Origin of the sequence: Pseudomonas sp. PP3, from assembly GCF_905336995.1 — a bacterium.
Classification (GTDB): domain Bacteria; phylum Pseudomonadota; class Gammaproteobacteria; order Pseudomonadales; family Pseudomonadaceae; genus Aquipseudomonas; species Aquipseudomonas reinekei.
In genome coordinates this window covers 3,970,669-3,988,862 of the sequence record NZ_HG995459.1, presented here as the reverse complement: position 1 = coordinate 3,988,862, position 18,194 = coordinate 3,970,669, and the positions used below count along the sequence as shown (strand labels likewise).

General features: G+C 61.5%; 13 protein-coding genes and 4 tRNA genes. 12 read left to right on the top strand and 5 right to left on the bottom strand.

Annotated features, from left to right (window positions below):
* The first annotated feature begins 189 nt into the window (after positions 1-189).
* The 6 genes from KHO07_RS18205 (at position 190) to KHO07_RS18180 (ending at position 4,753) form a co-directional block, all read left to right on the top strand.
* Positions 190-265: transfer RNA gene (locus KHO07_RS18205), tRNA-Val, on the top strand.
* A gap of 53 nt (positions 266-318) precedes the next feature.
* Positions 319-395 (top strand) — tRNA-Asp (locus KHO07_RS18200).
* A gap of 94 nt (positions 396-489) precedes the next feature.
* Positions 490-566 (top strand) — tRNA-Asp (locus KHO07_RS18195).
* A 246-nt stretch (positions 567-812) separates the two neighbouring features.
* Positions 813-1,322: a sigma-70 family RNA polymerase sigma factor gene (locus KHO07_RS18190; protein WP_150733387.1), complete on the top strand. Its 510-nt coding sequence runs from the start codon at positions 813-815 to the stop codon at positions 1,320-1,322.
* A complete protein-coding gene (locus tag KHO07_RS18185) occupies positions 1,319-2,263 on the top strand; it encodes a FecR domain-containing protein (RefSeq protein ID WP_212625127.1) in 945 nt (314 codons plus the stop codon). The genes KHO07_RS18190 and KHO07_RS18185 overlap by 4 nt, the downstream gene beginning before the upstream one ends.
* A 66-nt stretch (positions 2,264-2,329) precedes the next feature.
* Entirely contained in the window at positions 2,330-4,753 is a 2,424-nt protein-coding gene (locus tag KHO07_RS18180; RefSeq protein WP_212625126.1) for a TonB-dependent receptor, read from the top strand.
* A gap of 115 nt (positions 4,754-4,868) precedes the next feature.
* Here KHO07_RS18180 and aldA read toward each other — a convergent pair whose 3' ends face one another.
* Genes aldA through KHO07_RS18160 form a run of 4 tightly spaced genes read right to left on the bottom strand, consistent with a single transcriptional unit; the run spans position 4,869 to position 9,649 of the window.
* Positions 4,869-6,302, bottom strand: coding sequence for an aldehyde dehydrogenase (gene aldA, locus KHO07_RS18175; protein ID WP_212625125.1), 1,434 nt, complete (start codon positions 6,300-6,302; stop codon positions 4,869-4,871).
* Positions 6,303-6,321: 19 nt separating this feature from the next.
* The gene (locus KHO07_RS18170; RefSeq protein WP_212625124.1) at positions 6,322-7,122 is read right to left on the bottom strand and encodes an HpcH/HpaI aldolase/citrate lyase family protein; all 801 of its coding nucleotides are present in this window, start codon (positions 7,120-7,122) and stop codon (positions 6,322-6,324) included.
* 14 nt (positions 7,123-7,136) lie between these two features.
* The gene (gene rhmD, locus KHO07_RS18165) at positions 7,137-8,321 is read right to left on the bottom strand and encodes an L-rhamnonate dehydratase (RefSeq protein WP_212625123.1); all 1,185 of its coding nucleotides are present in this window, start codon (positions 8,319-8,321) and stop codon (positions 7,137-7,139) included.
* A 32-nt stretch (positions 8,322-8,353) separates the two neighbouring features.
* Positions 8,354-9,649 (bottom strand): MFS transporter, encoded by a 1,296-nt coding sequence (locus KHO07_RS18160; protein WP_150733393.1) that lies wholly within the window; start codon positions 9,647-9,649, stop codon positions 8,354-8,356.
* Positions 9,650-9,774: 125 nt separating this feature from the next.
* Here KHO07_RS18160 and KHO07_RS18155 point away from each other — a divergent pair, with 125 nt between their 5' ends.
* The 5 genes from KHO07_RS18155 (at position 9,775) to KHO07_RS18135 (ending at position 16,468) form a co-directional block, all read left to right on the top strand.
* Positions 9,775-10,716, top strand: coding sequence for a LysR family transcriptional regulator (locus tag KHO07_RS18155; RefSeq protein ID WP_212625122.1), 942 nt, complete (start codon positions 9,775-9,777; stop codon positions 10,714-10,716).
* A gap of 174 nt (positions 10,717-10,890) precedes the next feature.
* Complete coding sequence (locus KHO07_RS18150) at positions 10,891-13,722, top strand: xanthine dehydrogenase family protein molybdopterin-binding subunit (protein ID WP_212625121.1); 2,832 nt, start codon at positions 10,891-10,893, stop codon at positions 13,720-13,722.
* Positions 13,715-14,254 (top strand): (2Fe-2S)-binding protein, encoded by a 540-nt coding sequence (locus KHO07_RS18145; protein WP_007982256.1) that lies wholly within the window; start codon positions 13,715-13,717, stop codon positions 14,252-14,254. The genes KHO07_RS18150 and KHO07_RS18145 overlap by 8 nt, the downstream gene beginning before the upstream one ends.
* A 2-nt stretch (positions 14,255-14,256) precedes the next feature.
* Entirely contained in the window at positions 14,257-15,495 is a 1,239-nt protein-coding gene (locus KHO07_RS18140) for a cytochrome c (protein ID WP_212625120.1), read from the top strand.
* A gap of 1 nt (position 15,496) precedes the next feature.
* A complete protein-coding gene (locus KHO07_RS18135; protein WP_212625119.1) occupies positions 15,497-16,468 on the top strand; it encodes an XdhC family protein in 972 nt (323 codons plus the stop codon).
* A gap of 116 nt (positions 16,469-16,584) precedes the next feature.
* Here the strand turns inward: KHO07_RS18135 and KHO07_RS18130 are convergent, their stop codons facing one another.
* Positions 16,585-17,868: an FAD-binding oxidoreductase gene (locus KHO07_RS18130; RefSeq protein ID WP_212625118.1), complete on the bottom strand. Its 1,284-nt coding sequence runs from the start codon at positions 17,866-17,868 to the stop codon at positions 16,585-16,587.
* A gap of 183 nt (positions 17,869-18,051) precedes the next feature.
* Here KHO07_RS18130 and KHO07_RS18125 point away from each other — a divergent pair.
* Positions 18,052-18,128 (top strand) — tRNA-Val (locus tag KHO07_RS18125).
* Positions 18,129-18,194 lie beyond the last annotated feature (66 nt).

Here is an 18,194-nt window from a genome sequence, read left to right as displayed (position 1 = left end):
CGCGGGCAGGCTCGCTCCCGCAGGAGAGCAGCGACCCACTGTGGGAGCGAACCCAGCTCGCGAAAGCGATCTTGGGGTTGCCTGTCTCATGCGGAATGACTCGATTTTGTCTTTTTCAGAAAAACTTCAATCCTGCTATTGACTTAGGTTCGGTACCTGCGTAAATTTCGCGGCCTCGGAGATGCAAACGGGTGATTAGCTCAGCTGGGAGAGCGTCTGCCTTACAAGCAGAATGTCGGCGGTTCGATCCCGTCATCACCCACCACTCCCGAGATACTTGCGAAAGCAAGAGGTAGGCTGAAATGCCTCCACCGACGCGCAGCGGTAGTTCAGTCGGTTAGAATACCGGCCTGTCACGCCGGGGGTCGCGGGTTCGAGTCCCGTCCGCTGCGCCATTATTTACGAAGCAGATTTCGGTCTGGTTCGCGATTGAAAAGCACCGAAGCTTTCGATCAAACGAGTTACCTGGACGCAAGTCCAAAGCGATACGCAGCGGTAGTTCAGTCGGTTAGAATACCGGCCTGTCACGCCGGGGGTCGCGGGTTCGAGTCCCGTCCGCTGCGCCATATCTGCACCAAGGCCCACTGAACGCCTTGGCGCTACGAAGAAAAACCGCTGGTTTACTTCGAGTCGATAGCAAAGACCCTGGTCGAAAGACCGGGGTTTTTTGTGTCTGAAATTTGGCTTTTTCTCGCTTTCCCTCCTGGCTCCCCATCTTTCTGCGCCTTTGCTGCATAAAGGACTTGGTCCATCGTCGCGATATTAATTAGAATCACTCTCATTTACGATTCCTTGGCACAGGGCTTCTTGAGATGAGTGATGCAGCGATGCCGCAGGCGCAAACCTTTCACGACCTGTACCGCGATCACCGTGGCTGGCTTGAGGGCTGGTTGAGGCGGCGCATGGGCAGCGCGTGCGATGCGGCGGACCTCAGCCAGGATACGTTCTTGCGTTTGCTCGCCAGTTCTCAACGGATTGCCGACCTGCAAGAGCCCCGTGCCTATTTGCTGACCGTGGGCAAACGCTTGCTGAGCAATTTCTACCAGCGTCGCAGTCTCGAGCAGGCCTACCTCAACGCACTGGCATCGTTGCCCGAAGACTGCGTGCCGTCCCCGGAACAGCGCTGGTTGTTGCTGGAAACCCTGCAAGCGCTGGACGAATTGCTCGATGGCTTGCCGCGGGCAGTGCGACGGGCATTTCTCTGGAGCCAGCTCGAAGGCCTGACGTACCAGCAAATCGCCGAGCGCTTGAACGTGTCGGAGCGCACGATCAAGCGCTACATGGCGCAAGCCTACGAGCATTGCCTCATGGTGGAACTGTGAGCAGCGCCGCGCCCGATGCCCGTCAGGTGGTGCGAGCGGCCGCGCAATGGCTGGCGTTGCTGGAGTCCGGCGGCGCCACCGAGCAGGATCGCGCCAACCTGCAACGCTGGCGCGACACGTCGGTCAGTCACGAGCAGGCCTGGCAGAAGGCGCAAGCCCTGCGTCAGCGCTTTGCCGACCTGCCCTCAGCGTTGGCCCTGAGCAGTCTCGACCGCCCTGATCCCGGGCGGCGCGTGGTGCTCAAGCGTGCGTTGGGTGCGGTGGCGTTGGTGCCGGCGGCCTGGCTGATCAGTCGCCAATTACCGCTGGAGGTCTGGCGTGCCGACTTGCACACCGCCACGGGCGAGCGCAAGCAGGTGCAATTGGCCGATGGCAGCGCGTTGCAACTCAATACCGCCAGCGCCGTCGACGTGAATATGACGAGTCGCCACGTGAAGCTGGTGGAGGGCGAGATGTCGTTGAAAGTGTCGGGTGTCTCGCCGCTGACGATCCAGACCCGGTTCGGCCAAGTGATCGTCAGTCAAAGTGAAGTCTGTGTCCGTCAGGATGTTCGTGGCTGCCGGGTTTCGGTGTTCAACGGCGCCGCGCAGCTGCGACCGTTGCAGGGCGCCGAGCTGATGCTTCGCGCAGGCCAGCAGATCAACCTGCAAGCGTCCGGCGCCGGTGCGGTTCAGGCTTTTGACGTGCTGCAACCCGGCTGGCGCGAAGGCGTGCTGATGGCGAACAACCAGCCGCTGGGGGATTTCCTGCGTGAACTCGACACCTATCGCCCCGGCGTTTTGCGTTGGGAACCGGAACTCGAAACGCTGCGCGTGACCGGCAGTTTCCGGCTGGACGATAGCGATCGCATTCTCGCGCTGCTTAGCGCCAGCCTGCCGCTGGAGGTGCAAATGCGCACCCGTTACTGGGTGACGTTGCTGCCGCGCCAAAAAGTTGTTTGAAGCCTGTCCCCTTTTTTCAACTCGCTTGTCATTCAAGGCAACTGAACGCACAAGAGAGCTTCTTCAATGCCCGCAGTAAAGCCTTGCAGTCCGCGCCCGGCGTCGTCCGGCCTGCGCCCGTTGTTGCGCCTGAGCCTGATGCTGAGCCTCAGCGCCAGTCCGTTTTTAATCAACAGCAGTTGGGCCGAGGACGTTGGCCGTCGCAGTTACCAGGTGCCGGCCGGTAGTCTGAGTGATGCGCTGACGCGGTTTGCCGGTTTGGCCGGGGTCAACCTGTCGGTCGATCCGGCGCTGGTCAGCGGTCGCAGCAGTGCCGGCCTGGACGGTGATTACGGGGTGGAAGAGGGCTTTGCCCGCTTGTTGTTGAACTCCGGCCTGCAACTGCAACCGGTGGGCGAGCAGGCTTACATCCTGATTCCAGCGCCGGCCGGCAGCAGCCTGCAACTGGGGGCGACCTCCATTCTCGGTGCCGTGGATTCCGAACACGGTGATCCGTATGCCGGCGGCCAGGTTGCGCGCCGAGGCTCGCAAGGCCTGCTGGGCTCGCAGGATTTCATGGAAACGCCGTTCAGCATGACCACCTACACCAGCGAAACGGTGAAAAACCAGCAGGCCCGCACCTTGGGCGACCTGATCGCCAGCGATCCTTCAGTCCGCGCCACCAACCCGGCGGGTGGGCGTTACGAGCAATTCACCATTCGCGGGCTCAGCCTGTTCAACAGCGATGTTTCCTACAACGGTCTGTACGGCGTGTTGCCGACCTACACGATCGACATGGAGATGGCCGACCGCGTCGACATCATCAAAGGCCCGAGCCAGCTGATCAATGGCATCTCGCCGCGAGGCAGCGTGGGCGGCGGGATCAACGTGGTGCCCAAGCGTGCGACTGACCAGCCGATCACATCGTTCACCGGTAGCTACGCGTCCGACAACCAGGTCGGCGGCGCCGTGGATGTCGGGCGGCGCTTTGGCGAAGGTGACATGTTCGGGATTCGTTTCAACGGCGTGAAGCAGTCTGGCGATACCGATTGGGATCACCAGAGCGTCGACCGCGAGATGGCCGTGTTAGGCCTGGATTTTCGCGGTGAACGCCTGCGCCTCTCGACCGACATCGGCCACACCGAACGCGATACCGATGCACCGCAAGAGCGCGTGCAGGTGGGGGCCAACGCGAAGGTGCCGAATCCCGATGATGTCCGCGACAACTATGCGCAGCCCTGGAGCCAGGCACGGACCACCGACACCTTCGGCACGCTGAACGGCGAGTTTGATGTCAACGATTCAGTCATGCTGTACGGCGGCGTGGGCGCGCGCAAAAGCAATCATGACTTTCTCCGGCATGCGGTTGCGGTCACCAATGACGCGGGCGATTTCAGCGTGCAGCCGCGTGACTTCACCCGTGACGAGAATGTCCGCACAGCCACGGCGGGTGTGCGCAACTGGTTCCATACCGGCCCGGTGAGCCATCAGGTCAACCTGGCGGCCAGCTATTTCTACATGGACTTCGAAAATGGCGGTGCCCGTTATGCGGCCGCCCCCAGCAACCTCTACAACCCCGTGGAAACGCCGACGCCTGTACGGCCTACGCGGCAGGATCCCGAGGTTTACACCGAGAACCGCTTCAGCAGCGTGGCGTTGTCCGACACCCTCGGTTTCTTCGATGACCGTTTGTTGCTGACCCTCGGTGGTCGCTGGCAGCGGGTCCAGGTCGACGACTGGTCCGATGACGTCAAGGGTGACACCGCCTATGACGAGGAAAAGTTTTCGCCATCGGGCGGCATCCTGTTCAAGGCGACCGACAAACTGTCGCTGTACGCCAACTACATGGAAGGCTTGAGCCAGGGCAAGATCGCGCCGTCGACCTCGGTGAACGAAGACGAAATCTTCCCGCCGTTTATCAGCCGCCAGGTCGAAGTCGGCGCCAAATATGATGCCGGTGCCTTCGCCATGACCGCTGCCGTTTTCCGCATCAAGCAGCCGGCCTACGAGACCAACGCCACGACGCGAGTCTTTGGCCCGAACGGTAAACGCAAGAACGAGGGGGTCGAGTTGAGCGTGTTCGGCGAACCGCTCAAAGGGTTTCGACTGCTCGGCGGTGTGATGTACATCGACAGCGAGTTGACCGACACCACCAACGGCACCTTCGACGGCAACCGCGCGCCTGCCACGCCGAAATACAACGTCAACCTCGGCGCCGAGTGGGACGTGCCGAACGTGCAGGGCCTGACCCTGACCGGTCGCGGCATCTATTCCAGCTCGCAGTATCTGGATCAGTCCAACAACAAGGAAATCGATGCCTGGGAGCGTTTCGACGTGGGGGCGCGGTATGCGTTCCGGGTCGACGAAAAGACCATCACCGTGCGCGCCAATGTCGAGAACGTGGCGGACAAGCGCTACTGGAGTTCGGCCGGGGCTTCGGATGACAGTGAGCCGGGGTTGACGCTGGCGACGCCACGGACCTATTTGCTTTCGGCGACTGTGGATTTTTGAGCCGTGAGTGAATGTGGCGAGGGAGCTTGCTCCCGCTGGACTGCGCAGCAGTCCCCCCTGGGGCGCTTCGCACCCCGATGGGAGCAAGCTCCCTCGCCACAGGTTTAAAGCAAGTTCAGCCCTGCAAATACACCGCATGGGTATGGGTGTACTCATACAACCCATGCTTGCCATCCGCGCCGCCAATCCCCGATTTACGCACGCCGGCATGGAAGCCCTGCATCGCCTCGAAATTCTCGCGATTGACGTAGGTTTCACCAAAATCCAGCTCGCGCATGGCATGCAGGGTTTTGTTCAGGTCGCGGGTGTAGATCGACGAGGTCAGGCCGTATTCGCAGTCGTTGGCCAGGGCGATGGCTTCGTCCAGGTCATCGATGATCTGGATCGGCAGCACCGGACCAAAAATCTCTTCGCGCATGATGTCCATGTCGGCACGGCACCCGGCCAATACGGTGGGTTGGAAGTGGAAGCCGTCAGGTAGATCAGCGATCTGTCCACCACTGATCAGGTTCGCGCCCTGACTCAACGCCGTACGGACTTTGCGGTTGACGCTGTCCAGCCCCTGGCGATTGATCAGCGGGCCCATTTCCACATCGGGCTGCGCTATCGGATCGCCATAGCGGGTCGCGCTCATCGCTGCAGCGATGCGTTCGATGAATTGATCCGCCACCTTGCGCTCGACGTACACCCGCTCGGCGCAATTGCACACCTGGCCGCTGTTGATAATCCGCGAATCTCGAATGGCTTTTACCGCCAGATCCAGGTCGGCATCCGCCAGCACAATGGCCGGTGCCTTGCCACCCAACTCCAGATTGAGCTTGGTGATGTTCGGTGCGGCAGCCGCCATGATCCGCGAGCCGGTGGCGACGCTGCCGGTGAAGCTGATCATGTCCACCCCCTTGTGCGCGCTCAGTGCCGCACCCACTTGGCCGTCACCGCAAACCACGTTGAACACACCGGGCGGCAGATCGGTTTCAGCCACCAGTCGGGCGAATTCGAAGCAGTTGTTTGGCGTTTCTTCGCTGGGCTTGATAACGATGGTATTGCCAGTCAACAGGGCCGGGGCCATTTTGCGGGCGATCAGGAAGAACGGGAAATTCCACGGCAGAATTCCGGCCACCACGCCCAGTGGTTTGCGGAACAGGAAGATGTTTTCGTGTTGGCGGTCGCTGGTGATGATCTCGCCTTCGATACGCCGCGCCCACTCGGCCATGTAGTCGAGATAATCGGCGGTGAAGTTGACTTCGACTTCGGCCAGGCCGCTGATCTTGCCTTGCTCCAGGGTGATGGTCCGCGCCAGGTGCGAAACGTTTTCCCGCAGCTTGGCGGCGATGCGGCGCAGGTAGCCGGCGCGATCATTCGCCGGTTTGCGCGACCAGTCTTTTTGCGCCGCTCGGGCAGCGGCAAGGGCGCGTTCGACGTCTTCGGCGGTCGAGGCCGGGACTTTCGACAGCACGGCCCCGGTGGCCGGGTTGATCACATCGATGTGGGCAGCGCTGGCCACGAACTGGCCGTTGATGAAGTTTTCGTAAACAGGCACGGACGACATGGGACGACTCCTTGGCTGATCAGTAGGTACGCGACGGCGCTTGTTCGATGGCCGGTGTGCGGTAGCGGGCGAGGGTGGCCATGGCGCTCTGGCGCAGCAGGCTGATGTCGATAGCCACGGCGATGAACTGGCAGCCCCAGCTTTGATAACGGCGCGCGTCGTCTTCATTCGGCGCGAGGATGCCGCAGGCCTTGCCGGCCGCGAGTGTGGCGTTGATGGCGTGTTGAATCCGTTCCTGAACTTGCGGGTGACCCGGATTGCCGGAGTGGCCGAGACCGATAGAAAGATCCGCCGGACCGATAAATACCGCGTCGACACCTTCGACGGCGGCGATGGCCTCCACGTTGTCTACGCCGAGCCGCGATTCCACCTGCACGATCAGACACAACTGCTCATGGGCGGTATTGAGATAATCGGGCACGCCGTCCCAACGGGTGGCACGGGTCAGGCCACCGCCGACACCGCGAATGCCGTGGGGCGGATAGCGCATGGCACGAACCAGCGCGGCGGCTTGTTCGGCGGTTTCGACCATCGGGATCATCAGCGTCTGCGCGCCGATATCCAGCAGTTGTTTGATCAGGTTGGCGTCGCCGTTCACCGCGCGCACGACCGGCGCGGTGGAATAGGGCGCCACTGCCTGTAACTGCGCCAGCACGCCCGGCACGGTGTTCGGTGCGTGCTCACCGTCGATCAGCATCCAGTCGTAACCGGTGGTGGCGACGATCTCGGCGGCGTAGCCAGTAGCAAACCCGGCCCATATTCCGTATTGCGTCGCCGATTGTTTCAGTGCGGCTTTGAAAGCATTGTGCGGCATGTTCATCACGAACTCCTTTCTCAGCGGTTATACGGCCGATGCAGTTGGCATTCCGGGTTCAGCGTTACGCCGAAACCGGGTTGATCGAGTTCCGACAGGCGCATACGGCCGTTCACCGGCACCGGTTCGCCGAGCAGTTGCGGATGGAACATCGGCACCACTTCGTCAGCCTTGGGCGCCATCATCAGGAATTCGGCGAACGGGCTGTTATGCCGGGTAGCGACGAAGTGATAGCTGTACACGGACGAACCATGGGGAATGACCAAGGCGTTGTGGGCATCGGCCAGGGCCGAGATTTTCACCAGTTCGGTGAGGCCACCGCACCAGCCGACATCCGGCTGAATGATGTCGCAGCAACCCATCTCCAACAGCATGCGGAAGCCCCAGCGCGTGGCTTCGTGTTCGCCAGTGGTCACCAGCATGCCTTTGGGCACGTTGTTGCGCAGCGCTGCGTAGCCCCAGTAATCGTCCGGCGGCAGGGCTTCCTCGATCCACTTCAAGCCATGTTCGTGGGCGCCGACAGCCAGTCTGGTGGCGTAGTTGAGGTCCAGGCTCATCCAGCAATCGAGCATCAGCCAGAAGTCCGGGCCGACGCGCTCGCGCATGGTCGCCAGTTCTTCGAGGTTCTTGCGCAGGCCTTCTTCACCTTCGGCAGGGCCGTGGTGCAGCGGCATTTTGCCGCCGATGAAACCCATTTTCTGCGCCAGGTCCGGGCGGGCGCCGGTGGCGTAGAACTGCAGTTCGTCGCGCACCGCACCGCCGAGCAGTTGGTGCACCGGTTCCTGGCGGATCTTGCCGAGCAAGTCCCACAGCGCCAGGTCGACGCCGGAGAGGGTGTTGATCACGATGCCCTTGCGCCCGTAATACAGGGTCGATTGGTACATCTGGTCCCAGATCTTCTCGATGTCGGTGACGCGAGCGCCTTCGAGGAAGCGCGCCAGGTGTTTCTCGACGATGTACGCCGCAGGTTCACCGCCGGTGGTTACCGCAAAACCAATGGTGCCGTCGCTGGCTTCTATCTCTACCACCAGGGTGCCGAGCACGTTGATGCCGAAGGTGCGGCGGCTCTGGCGGTACTCGGGGTATTTGCTCATTGGCGTGGCGATGTGATCGTCGATCCAGTGGCCGTCCGCCTGATCGTGATAATCCGCGCCGCCGCCACGCAGGGTGAAAGCGCGCACGTGTTTGATGGTTGGAATGCCCATGGTGTGACTCCTTTTTTTAACGGCGGTCAGGTTTAAACGGTGGCCGGTTTGTTCGAGGCTTTATGCCCGGGCGCACGTACGCCCAGCACCAGCAACGCGGCGATGACGGTGGTAGCGGCAAGCACGTACAAGCCTGCTGCTGGGGAATGGAAGGCGCCTTCGGCCCAGTTCTTCAGCACCGGGGCGATGAAGCCGCCGAGGGCGCCGAACGAGTTGATCAGGGCGATACCGGCCGCAGCGGCGCTGCCGGCGAGGTAGCTGGAGGGGAAGGTCCAGAACACCGGTTGCACGGCGATGAAACCGGATGCGGCGAAGCACAGGGCAAGGATGCCCAGCAGCGGGTTGCTGAAGGTCACCGAGCAGGCGATCCCGGCGGCGGCCATGAGCAAAGTCAGGCACGCGGTGCGGCGGCGTTCACCGGTTCGGTCGCTGTAACCAGGAATCAGGTAGGCGGCGATCAAGGCGCAGATCCATGGGATCGCCGTGACCAGCCCGACCATCAACCCGACCTTGGTGCCGAGCAGCCCACCGACTTGGGTCGGCAGGTAAAACACCACGCCGTAGACGCTGGCCTGGATCAGCAGGTAGATCAGGCACAGATACAGCACCGAAGGCTGGCAAATGACATTGAGCAGGCTGCGGCCGTGGTTCTGTTTGTGGCTGTCTTCCTGATCGAGCAGGCTTTGCACTTGCTGGCGTTCCTCGACGGTCAGCCACTTGGCATCGGCCGGACGGTTGTCCAGATACCAGTAGGCCCAGATGCCCACCGCCGTCGCCATCAAGCCTTCGACGGCGAACAGCCATTGCCAGCCGTGGAACCCGGCAAAGCCGTCCAGTTCCAGCAGCAGGCCGGACAACGGACTGCCGAAGATGAAGGCCAGCGGTGCACCGAAGTAGAAGAAACCCATGGCCTTGCCGCGCACGGCGCTGGGGAACCAGTAGGTGAGGTAAAGGATGACGCCGGGGAAAAATCCGGCTTCCGCCACGCCAAGCAAGAAGCGCAGGACGTAGAAGGTGGTTTCGTTGTGGGCGAAGACCATGGCCGCGGAGACGAGGCCCCAGGTGACCATGATCCGGCACATCCACAGACGGGCGCCGACGCGGTGCAGGATCAGGTTGCTCGGCACTTCGAGCAGCGCGTAACCGACGAAAAACACCCCGGCGCCAAAGGCGAACGCGGCATCACTGATATTGGTATCGGCTTGGAAGGCTTGCTTGGCGAACCCGACGTTGGCGCGGTCGAGGAAGGCCATGATGTACATCAACAGGAGAAATGGCAGCAGCCGCCAGGAAATTTTGGCGAGCAGAGGCGCAGGTAGAGTCGTCATCGCAGTTTTCCTTTGGTAGGGCATTTGTTCTTATGGGGAAGACTGTACGGCCGCTGATCGATGCGTTACAAATCGAATCTAGCTCACAACTGATACCCTCAGGGTATCGATAAAAAAGGCCCGTCATGACCACGCCGACCCTCTCTCGCAGCCTGCTCAACCGCTTGCGCTACAAGCATCTGCACATGCTGGTGACGCTCAGCACCAGCCAGAACCTGCACCGCGCCTCGCAAAGCCTGAACATGTCGCAACCGGCGGCAACCCGCATGCTGCATGAAATTGAAGACATGTTTGCTTGCGACCTGTTCGAGCGTTTGCCTCGTGGCATGCAACCGACGGCCTTGGGCCAGGAGTTGATCCGTTTTGCCGAGTCGGCCCTCAGCGGCCTCGACCGTTGCGCCGAGGACCTGATGGCGCGGCAGCAGGGCGGTTATGGCTATCTGTCGATTGGTACCATCATGGGCGCAGCGCCGGATCTGGTCATGGATTCGATTGCCGAAATCAAGTCACTCAACCCCCAGCTGCGGATTCGCATCATGGGCGACACCAGCGACCAGGTGATCCAGTTGCTGGAGCAGGGCCGCATCGACCTCGCCATCGCCCGGCGCAATGCCGCCACCGACAGCGAGCATTACGTCTTTGAGCAACTGGGCAACGAACGGTTGCTGGTGGTGGTGCACGCCGGCCACCCGCTGGCCCGGCGCAAGAAGCTGGAAATGGCAGAACTGGTCAACGGTTGGCCGTGGATCCTGCAACCGGAAACCAGCCCGGCGCGTATCGGCCTGGATCAAGCCTTGCAGCGCCGGGCACTGCCGTTGCCGGCAGACATCATCGAATGCAGCTCGGTGTATTCGATGCAGCAACTGATCCAGTTGACGGACGCCATCATGGTGCTGTCGGAAACCGCGTTGCGCGACTACCTGAAAATGGGGCTGGTGGTGGCGCTGCCGGTGGAGCTGGATGTGCAACTGGCACCGTTCGGGCTGCTGTTGCGCAAGGGTGAGCACATCAGTCGGGAGTTGGGTTTGTTCATTGATCTGCTGCGTCGAAAAGCCGCGGTTTTTTGATTCCTTGGTCAGTTTTTTGTTTTCCGTGAGCGCATAAACCTTTAAAGTTAACCTTTCGGTCAGCTTTGCACTGTCAACACAGCCCTTTGCATCGTCAAAAAGGGCTTCTGCAAGACTCGAGATTCCCAGTACATAACCAGAAGGGCGGACCCATAACCGCCCAGAGGATGATCCATGTCCAACCGTGATATATCCCGGCGCTCGTTCCTTCAGGGCGGGCTGGTAGCGGGTGTGAGCGTGACGCTCACACCCTTGAGCAGCCAGGCGCTGGCAGCCTTGATGGAAAACAGCGTGACCGTGCCGTCCGAGCAATGGCTCGGCAACAACGGCAAGGCCCGCGCCCGTAACGATGCCTTGTCCAAGGTCTGCGGCAGCAAGGTGTTTGCCCGCGACATCCGCGCCAAGGACATGCCGGGCTGGCCGCAGCAGCAAGGCCACGCCATGCTGCTGAAAACCATCAAGGCCGACCGCATTTATGACGGCTACGACCTGTCGTGGCTCGGTGCCGAACTGCAACCGGACCGCATCGTCACCGCCGAAGATTTGGTCAAGGACGGTATCGTCTTCCCTGAAGAGCATGCGCCTGATCCGCTGCTGCCGGCCGGCAAGGTGCCGATGTTCATCGGCCACCCGGTGGCGATCCTGATCTGGAACGACTTCGAGCGTTTCCGCCAGGCCAAGGCCAAACTCAAGTTCAATGACAAAGCAATCCGCTACGGCGAGAAAGCGCCGTTCTACGAAGGTGATCCGTACGGCAGCTTCCGCTATGTACGCGTCGGCGGCGCGACCTCGGCTGACGAGGATGAATTCGCCAGCCTCAAGGATTCGATCCTGTTCCCGATGCTGAAAAACCGTCGCCCGGTGTGGAATTCCCAGCCGAACCTGCACGGCAACCTGACCGAGCGCGGGCTGTTCTACGCCGAGCGCATGAAGCAGCAAATCGACACGCCGCCGGACAACTGGCTGGTATTTGACGAGCGCTACAAGACACCGTCGATCGAACCGGCCGCGATGGAACCGGACAACGGCAACGGTTGGTACGACCCGGCCACCAAGACCCTGCATTTTGTCGTTGCGACACAGTGCCCGCTGGAAACCGCAACCGAGACCGCGAAGATGATCGCGCCGTCGCGTTTCGGCCTGGCCAACCTGAACATGCACCCAGGCTACACCGTCGGCTACGGCTCAAAGGACCACAACATTTTCGTCTACTACGCCGCCCTCGCGGCGTTGTATGGCGCCGGTGTGCCCGTGCGTCTGGCCAACGACCGCTACGAGCAATTCCAGAGCGGCATCAAGCGTCACCCGTTCGATATCCGCTACCAACTGGCCGTGGACAAGACCGATCACAGCTTCAAGATTTTCCGCGCCGAAATGAGCGTCGACGGCGGTGGACGGGTCAACTACAGCCCGTCCGTGGCAGCGGTTGGCGCCACGGCGGCGCAGTCGATCTACTACATGCCGCAGAACGATTTGCAGGTCACGGCCTATCACTCGCGCGCGGTGGAAGCCGGGTCGATGCGTGGCTACGGCACCCTGCAGAGCATGGCGTCCACCGAAATGATGGTCGACGAAATCGCCGATCGCCTCGGTGTCGATGCCATCGAACTGCGCCGCAAAAATGCCCTGCGCTCGGGAATGAAAAACACTCAGGGTGCGGTGCCTGCCGGTGCCTTGCGCCTGCACGAAATTCTCGACAAAGCCGCCGTCCACGAAGTCTGGAAAAACCGCGCCGCGATCAAGCAACAACGCGAAGCCGCCGACCCGGATAACTGGTACGGCGTCGGTTTCGCCATCTGCCAGAAAGACTTCGGCACCGGTTCCGAAGCGCCAATGGCGAGCATCGAATACACCGTTGACGGCCGCATCACCCTGCGCCACATCGGCATCGAAATCGGCACCGGCATGTCCACTTCCCAAGCGATGGTGGTGGCTGACTTCCTCGGCAACCCGGCGCACGAAGTGAAGACCGGCGAGACCGAATGGCAAGAGTTGCAGCTGATCAGCGGCGGCAACCCGTACATCATGAGCCAGGCCGAGCAGGACAACTTCCTGCGCAACCCGCGTTGGGTCGGCAAGGTTGCTTCGGCCTCGTCCGCGACCAACTCGGCGTACTACTTCAGCCACGCCACCCGCGAAGCGGCACGCGTGCTGTTCAACCACGGCTTGTGGCCGGCGGCGCTGGAGATCTGGCGACAAGGCCCTTTTGGCGGCCAGGCCAACCCTTACGTGGTGCGCCGCGAAGACGCCCATTGGGTGGACGGAAAGCTCACCGCCAACGGCATGGAGCCTTTGCCATTTGCAGTGCTGGCCAAGCGAGCCCACGAGCGCGGTCTGGTGACGGGCGCCACGGTTCACGGCTTCAACCGCTGGAGCTGGGCCGAGGCCGAGTACAGCATCGATGGCGTGCGTGAGCGTCTGCCGCTCGATGGCCTGGCAGTGAAGTACGGCGACGGTGCACCGAAGGCGAAGAAGGCGCAGATGAACAGCGCCGGTTTCCACCTGCTCGATCGACAGAACATCGCCTACCCGGCGACCCAGTTGAATAACGCGGCGGTGACTTACTACAGCCCGGTGGCGACGCTGGTGGAAGTGAAGGTCAACAAGGGTTCGAACGAAGTGTCGGTACTCAACCATCACTCGTGGGTCGAGTGCGGTCGGGTGCTGGTGCCGGAACTGGTCAAGGGGCAACTCGAAGGCGGTATCGCCATGGGCATCGGCCACGCGTTGATGGAAGAAATGCCGCTGTACGAAGGCGGGCCGGGGGAGGGTGACTGGAACTTCAACCGTTACCGCTTGCCGATGGCGCGCCACGTTGCGGTATGGAAACAGACTGCGGAGATCTTGCCGCCACTGTCGCCAAGCGATCCGTCCAAAGGCATCGCCGAAGTGGTGATGATCCCGGTGGTCGGTGCCATCGGTAACGCCGTGGCCCATGCCATCGGCAAACGTGTCCGCGACCTGCCTATCACTTCTGCACGCATCAAGGAGGCCCTCAATGGCTAACCGTCCGCTTCAACTGACCCTCAACGGTCAATCCGTCGGCCCGGTGGACATCCCTGATGACCTGCCGATGATCGACTACCTGCACGAATACAAGAACCTCACCGGTTCGCGCCTGGGCTGCGGCCAGGGCATCTGCCACGCCTGCGTGGTGATCGTCGACAACCCGGACGGCACCAGCGAAGAAGTGCGCACCTGCATCACCGGCGCGCACTATTTCGAAGGTAAAAAGGTGCGGACCATCGAAGGCCACGCGACCCGCGATGAGCAGGGCAAAGTCACTGAACTGAACCCGATCCAGCAGCGCTTCGTCGACGAGTTCGCGTTCCAGTGCAGCTACTGCGCACCCGGTTTCGTCAATGCCGCGACAGTGCTGGTGGAGAAGCTGCAGCGTCAGCCCATCGTCAAAAGCCAACTGGAAAAAGTCATCGAGGACAGCCTCGGCCATCACATCTGCCGCTGCACCGGCTATGTGCGCTACTACAGCGCCACGCGCAACGTGCTGACCGATCTCGGCCTGGTCAAGGAGGGTTAAGCATGAAGCATTTACTTTCCCGCCTGGCACTGGCGGTCGGTCTGGCTGCGCCTGTGTTGCTGGCCCACGCCGACGAGGCGCAGGTCAAGCAAGGCGAATACCTCGCCCGCGCCGCCGACTGCATGGCGTGCCACACCGCACCGGGTGGCGCGCCATATGCGGGCGGCCTGCCGATCGTCTCGCCGTTCGGCACGATCTATGGCACCAACATCACCCCGAGCAAAGAGCACGGCATCGGTTTGTACAACGATGACGAGTTCTTCGCTGCGTTGACTGAAGGCAAGCGTCGCGATGGCGCGAACCTGTATCCGGCGATGCCGTACACCTCGTATCACCTGATTCCGCGTGCGGATTCCGATGCGATTCATGCCTACCTGAAAACTGTCGCGCCGATCGAGCGCGCCGCGCCGGTCACCAGCCTGACTTTTCCGTTCAACGTGCGTCCGGGCCTGATCGGCTGGAACATGATGTACGGCAAGGACGTGAAGCTCGAATCCGCCGAAGGCAAAAGCGAAGCCTGGAAGCGCGGCCAGTACATGGTCGACGTGCTCGGCCACTGCGGCGAGTGCCACACACCACGCGGCTTGCCCGGTGCGATGCAGATGGACAAGCGCATGACCGGTGGCATCCTCAACGGCTATCTGGCGCCAAGCCTGCTGGCCACTGACCTGGCAGCCCGTGGCTGGAATCATCAGGACCTGAGCTCGTTCCTCAAGCACGGCATGAGCGCCCAGGGCACGATGTTCAACGAGATGTTCCCGGTGTTCCACAACAGCACTCAGGGACTCACCGATCCGGATCTGGCCGCCATGGCCACCTTCCTGCTCGGCGATCAACCGCCAGCGGCGAAAGTGCTGACCGACGTGCCGCTGGAAAAACTCAGTGCCAGCGCCCAGCGTGGTCGCCAGGATTATCTGAACGTCTGCGCTGGTTGCCACGCGGTCGATGGCGAAGGCAAACCGCACATCGCCGTGGCCATGCGTGGCAACACGACGCTGCGTCTGGAAGACCCGCGCAACCTGGTGCGGGTGATTGACGACGGTATCGGCGAGCAGAAGTTTTCCGGGTTCGAGCACATGCAACCGATGCCGGGGTTCGTCGAGAAACTCAGCGATGCGCAACTCACGGATCTGCTGAACTACCTGCGTCAGGGTTGGGGTGGTCAGCCGACGGATCTGGCCGTGAGCGACGTGCAGAAGCTGCGGGCCGAAGCGCCGCCGCTCGAGCACAAGGCCCACTGACATGCAGCATCTCGATCTGCAAGTGGTGCGGCGGGCGCTTGAGTGGTCTACGGCCGGGCAGCGCGTCTGGCTGTGCACGGTGCTCGCCACCTACGGCTCGGCGCCTCGTGCGCCGGGCTCCCTGTTGGCGGTGAACGCTGATGGCCAGTGGATCGGTTCGCTGTCCGGCGGCTGCGTCGAAGAAGATTTTCTAGAGCGCGTCGCCGAAGGCGCGTTTGAGGAATCCGTCAACGTTGTGCGCTACGGCGAAGGCGACGATCCGCGCTCGCGGGTGAGCCTGCCCTGTGGCGGCGTACTCGACGTGCTGGTGGAAAAGCTTGAGTCTGATTGCGACGTCCAGGCGCACTTGCGGGAGCTGGAGTCGGCGCTGTTGGGTCGACGTCGGTTGATCCGTGAAGTGGACCTGTCCAGCGGTGCGCGCAGTCTGTTCGATGATCGCGAGCAGGGTGTGCGGGTTGAGCGTGAGATAGACCGGGTCCGACTGCGCATCGGTGCGGCCCAGCGTTTGTTGCTGGCCGGATATTCCAGCGTGGCGCAGGCTTGTGCGGAGTTTGCCGTGGGCCTGGGGTTCGAAGTGATTCTTTGCGATCCGCGAGACGAAGTGCTGGTAGGCGTCGAGTTGGACAACGTGGAGATTCGTCGTCAGTTGCCCTCAGTGTTCATCGCTGAGGGTGGTTGCCACAGCGACACCGCAGTGGTGGCGCTGACCCACGATCCGCGCATCGACGATTTGGCAATGATGGAAGCGGTGCGCACCGAGGCGTTCTACATCGGCGTGATGGGCTCGCTGCAGACTTCGCAAAAACGCTTCGAGCGGTTGCGGCGTATTGGTGGCTTGGGCGATGCCGAACTGGCGCGGATTCATGCGCCGATCGGCTTGAACCTGGGCAGCAAGACGCCGCCGGAGATTGCGCTTGCGGTACTGGCTGACATCTTGCGCATTCGAAGCGGTATAGCGCGGGATCGACTTTAGCTGCAAACCCTGCGGGAGCGAGCTTGCTCGCGATGAGGCCGGAACATCCAACATAGCCGTTGGCTGCCAGACCGATATCGCGAGCAGGCTCGCTCCCGCAATGTATTGCGTGCGGCTTAGTACCCGAACTTGTCCCGCAACCCGTAATACCAGGCCCCCAATGCCGCAAACGGTGTGCGCAGCAATTGCCCACCTGGGAACGGGTAGTGGGGCAGGTCGGCAAACGCGTCGAATCGCTCCGCCTGACCACGCAACGCTTCGGCCAGGACCTTGCCTGCCAGATGCGTGTACGTCACGCCATGGCCGCTGCAACCCTGGGAGTAGTAGATGTTGTCGCCCAGACGCCCGACTTGCGGCAGACGCGACAGTGTCAGCAGGAAATTGCCGGTCCAGGCGTAATCGATCTTCACATCCTTAAGCTGCGGGAAAGCCTTGAGCATTTTCGGGCGGATAATCGCCTCGATGTTCGCCGGATCGCGCGCGCCATACACCACGCCACCGCCGAAAATCAGACGCTTGTCGCCGCTCAGGCGGTAGTAGTCGAGCAAATAGTTGCAGTCCTCGACGCAGTAGTCCTGAGGCAACAGGCTTTTCGCCAACGCGTCACCCAAGGGCTCGGTGGTGATGACCTGTGTGCCACAAGGCATCGACTTGGCTGCCAGTTCCGGCACCAGATTACCCAGATACGCGTTGCCCGCCACGATGATGAATTTTGCCCGGACCTTGCCCTGTGGCGTGTGCACCACCGGATTCGCGCCGCGCTCAATGCGCACAGCCGGCGATTGCTCATAAATGACACCACCCAGCGACTCCACAGCCGCTGCTTCGCCCAGCGCCAGGTTCAGCGGGTGTATGTGACCGCCGCTCATGTCGAGCATGCCGCCGACATACTGATCACAGGCCACCACATCACGAATGCGTCGCTGATCCATCAACTCCAGTTGTGTGTGACCGAAACGTTCCCACAGACGCTTCTGAGACTCCAGATGGCCCAACTGCTTGGCGGTGATGGCGGCGAAGACGCCGCCGTCCTTCAAATCGCACTGGATATTATATTTGGCAACCCGCTCACGAATAATCCGCCCGCCCTCAAACGCCATCTGCCCGAGCAACTGCGCCTGCCTGGGGCCGACACTGCGCTCGATCACGTCGATATCGCGGCTATAACTGTTAACGATCTGGCCGCCGTTGCGCCCGGACGCGCCGAAACCAACCTTGGCGGCTTCCAGCACCGTGACCTTGAAACCGTTCTCCAGCAAAAACAGGGCAGAGGACAGCCCGGTATAACCGGCGCCGATTACACAGACATCAGTCTCAACGTCATCCTGCAACGCCGGGCGCGGTGGAACCGCATTGGCCGATGCGGCGTAGTAGGACTCTGGGTAGGGGGTGTTCGCCATCCTGCAGCCTCTGTTTAATATATTTTACGAGTGCAGCGATCCTACCCGAGTTAAAAAACCACCGCCAGCCACCGGAAAATCTTCTTTGCCACAGCGAAATTAAATATTTTGCATATTCATAGGGTTAGCGCGAAAAAAGGTGTTGACACCCCTCCGGAATTCCGTAGAATGCCGCCTCACAGCAGGCACGTAGCTCAGTTGGTTAGAGCACCACCTTGACATGGTGGGGGTCGTTGGTTCGAGTCCAATCGCGCCTACCAAACAAAATCCGCTCTGCTGGGCGGTCTAGAGGGGTCACCGGAAACGGTGACCCCTTTTTGCTTTCT

Excerpts from the sequence above, each read along its gene's own strand:
- KHO07_RS18145 (WP_007982256.1), top strand. The coding sequence starts at position 13,715 with ATGGCTAACCGTCCGCTTCAACTGACCCTCAACGGTCAATCCGTCGGC.
- KHO07_RS18190 (WP_150733387.1), top strand. The coding sequence starts at position 813 with ATGAGTGATGCAGCGATGCCGCAGGCGCAAACCTTTCACGACCTGTAC.
- KHO07_RS18150 (WP_212625121.1), top strand. The coding sequence starts at position 10,891 with ATGTCCAACCGTGATATATCCCGGCGCTCGTTCCTTCAGGGCGGGCTG.
- KHO07_RS18130 (WP_212625118.1), bottom strand. The coding sequence starts at position 17,868 with ATGGCGAACACCCCCTACCCAGAGTCCTACTACGCCGCATCGGCCAAT.
- KHO07_RS18155 (WP_212625122.1), top strand. The coding sequence starts at position 9,775 with ATGACCACGCCGACCCTCTCTCGCAGCCTGCTCAACCGCTTGCGCTAC.
- rhmD (WP_212625123.1), bottom strand. The coding sequence starts at position 8,321 with ATGGGCATTCCAACCATCAAACACGTGCGCGCTTTCACCCTGCGTGGC.
- KHO07_RS18135 (WP_212625119.1), top strand. The coding sequence starts at position 15,497 with ATGCAGCATCTCGATCTGCAAGTGGTGCGGCGGGCGCTTGAGTGGTCT.
- KHO07_RS18140 (WP_212625120.1), top strand. The coding sequence starts at position 14,257 with ATGAAGCATTTACTTTCCCGCCTGGCACTGGCGGTCGGTCTGGCTGCG.
- aldA (WP_212625125.1), bottom strand. The coding sequence starts at position 6,302 with ATGTCGTCCGTGCCTGTTTACGAAAACTTCATCAACGGCCAGTTCGTG.
- KHO07_RS18180 (WP_212625126.1), top strand. The coding sequence starts at position 2,330 with ATGCCCGCAGTAAAGCCTTGCAGTCCGCGCCCGGCGTCGTCCGGCCTG.
- KHO07_RS18170 (WP_212625124.1), bottom strand. The coding sequence starts at position 7,122 with ATGAACATGCCGCACAATGCTTTCAAAGCCGCACTGAAACAATCGGCG.
- KHO07_RS18160 (WP_150733393.1), bottom strand. The coding sequence starts at position 9,649 with ATGACGACTCTACCTGCGCCTCTGCTCGCCAAAATTTCCTGGCGGCTG.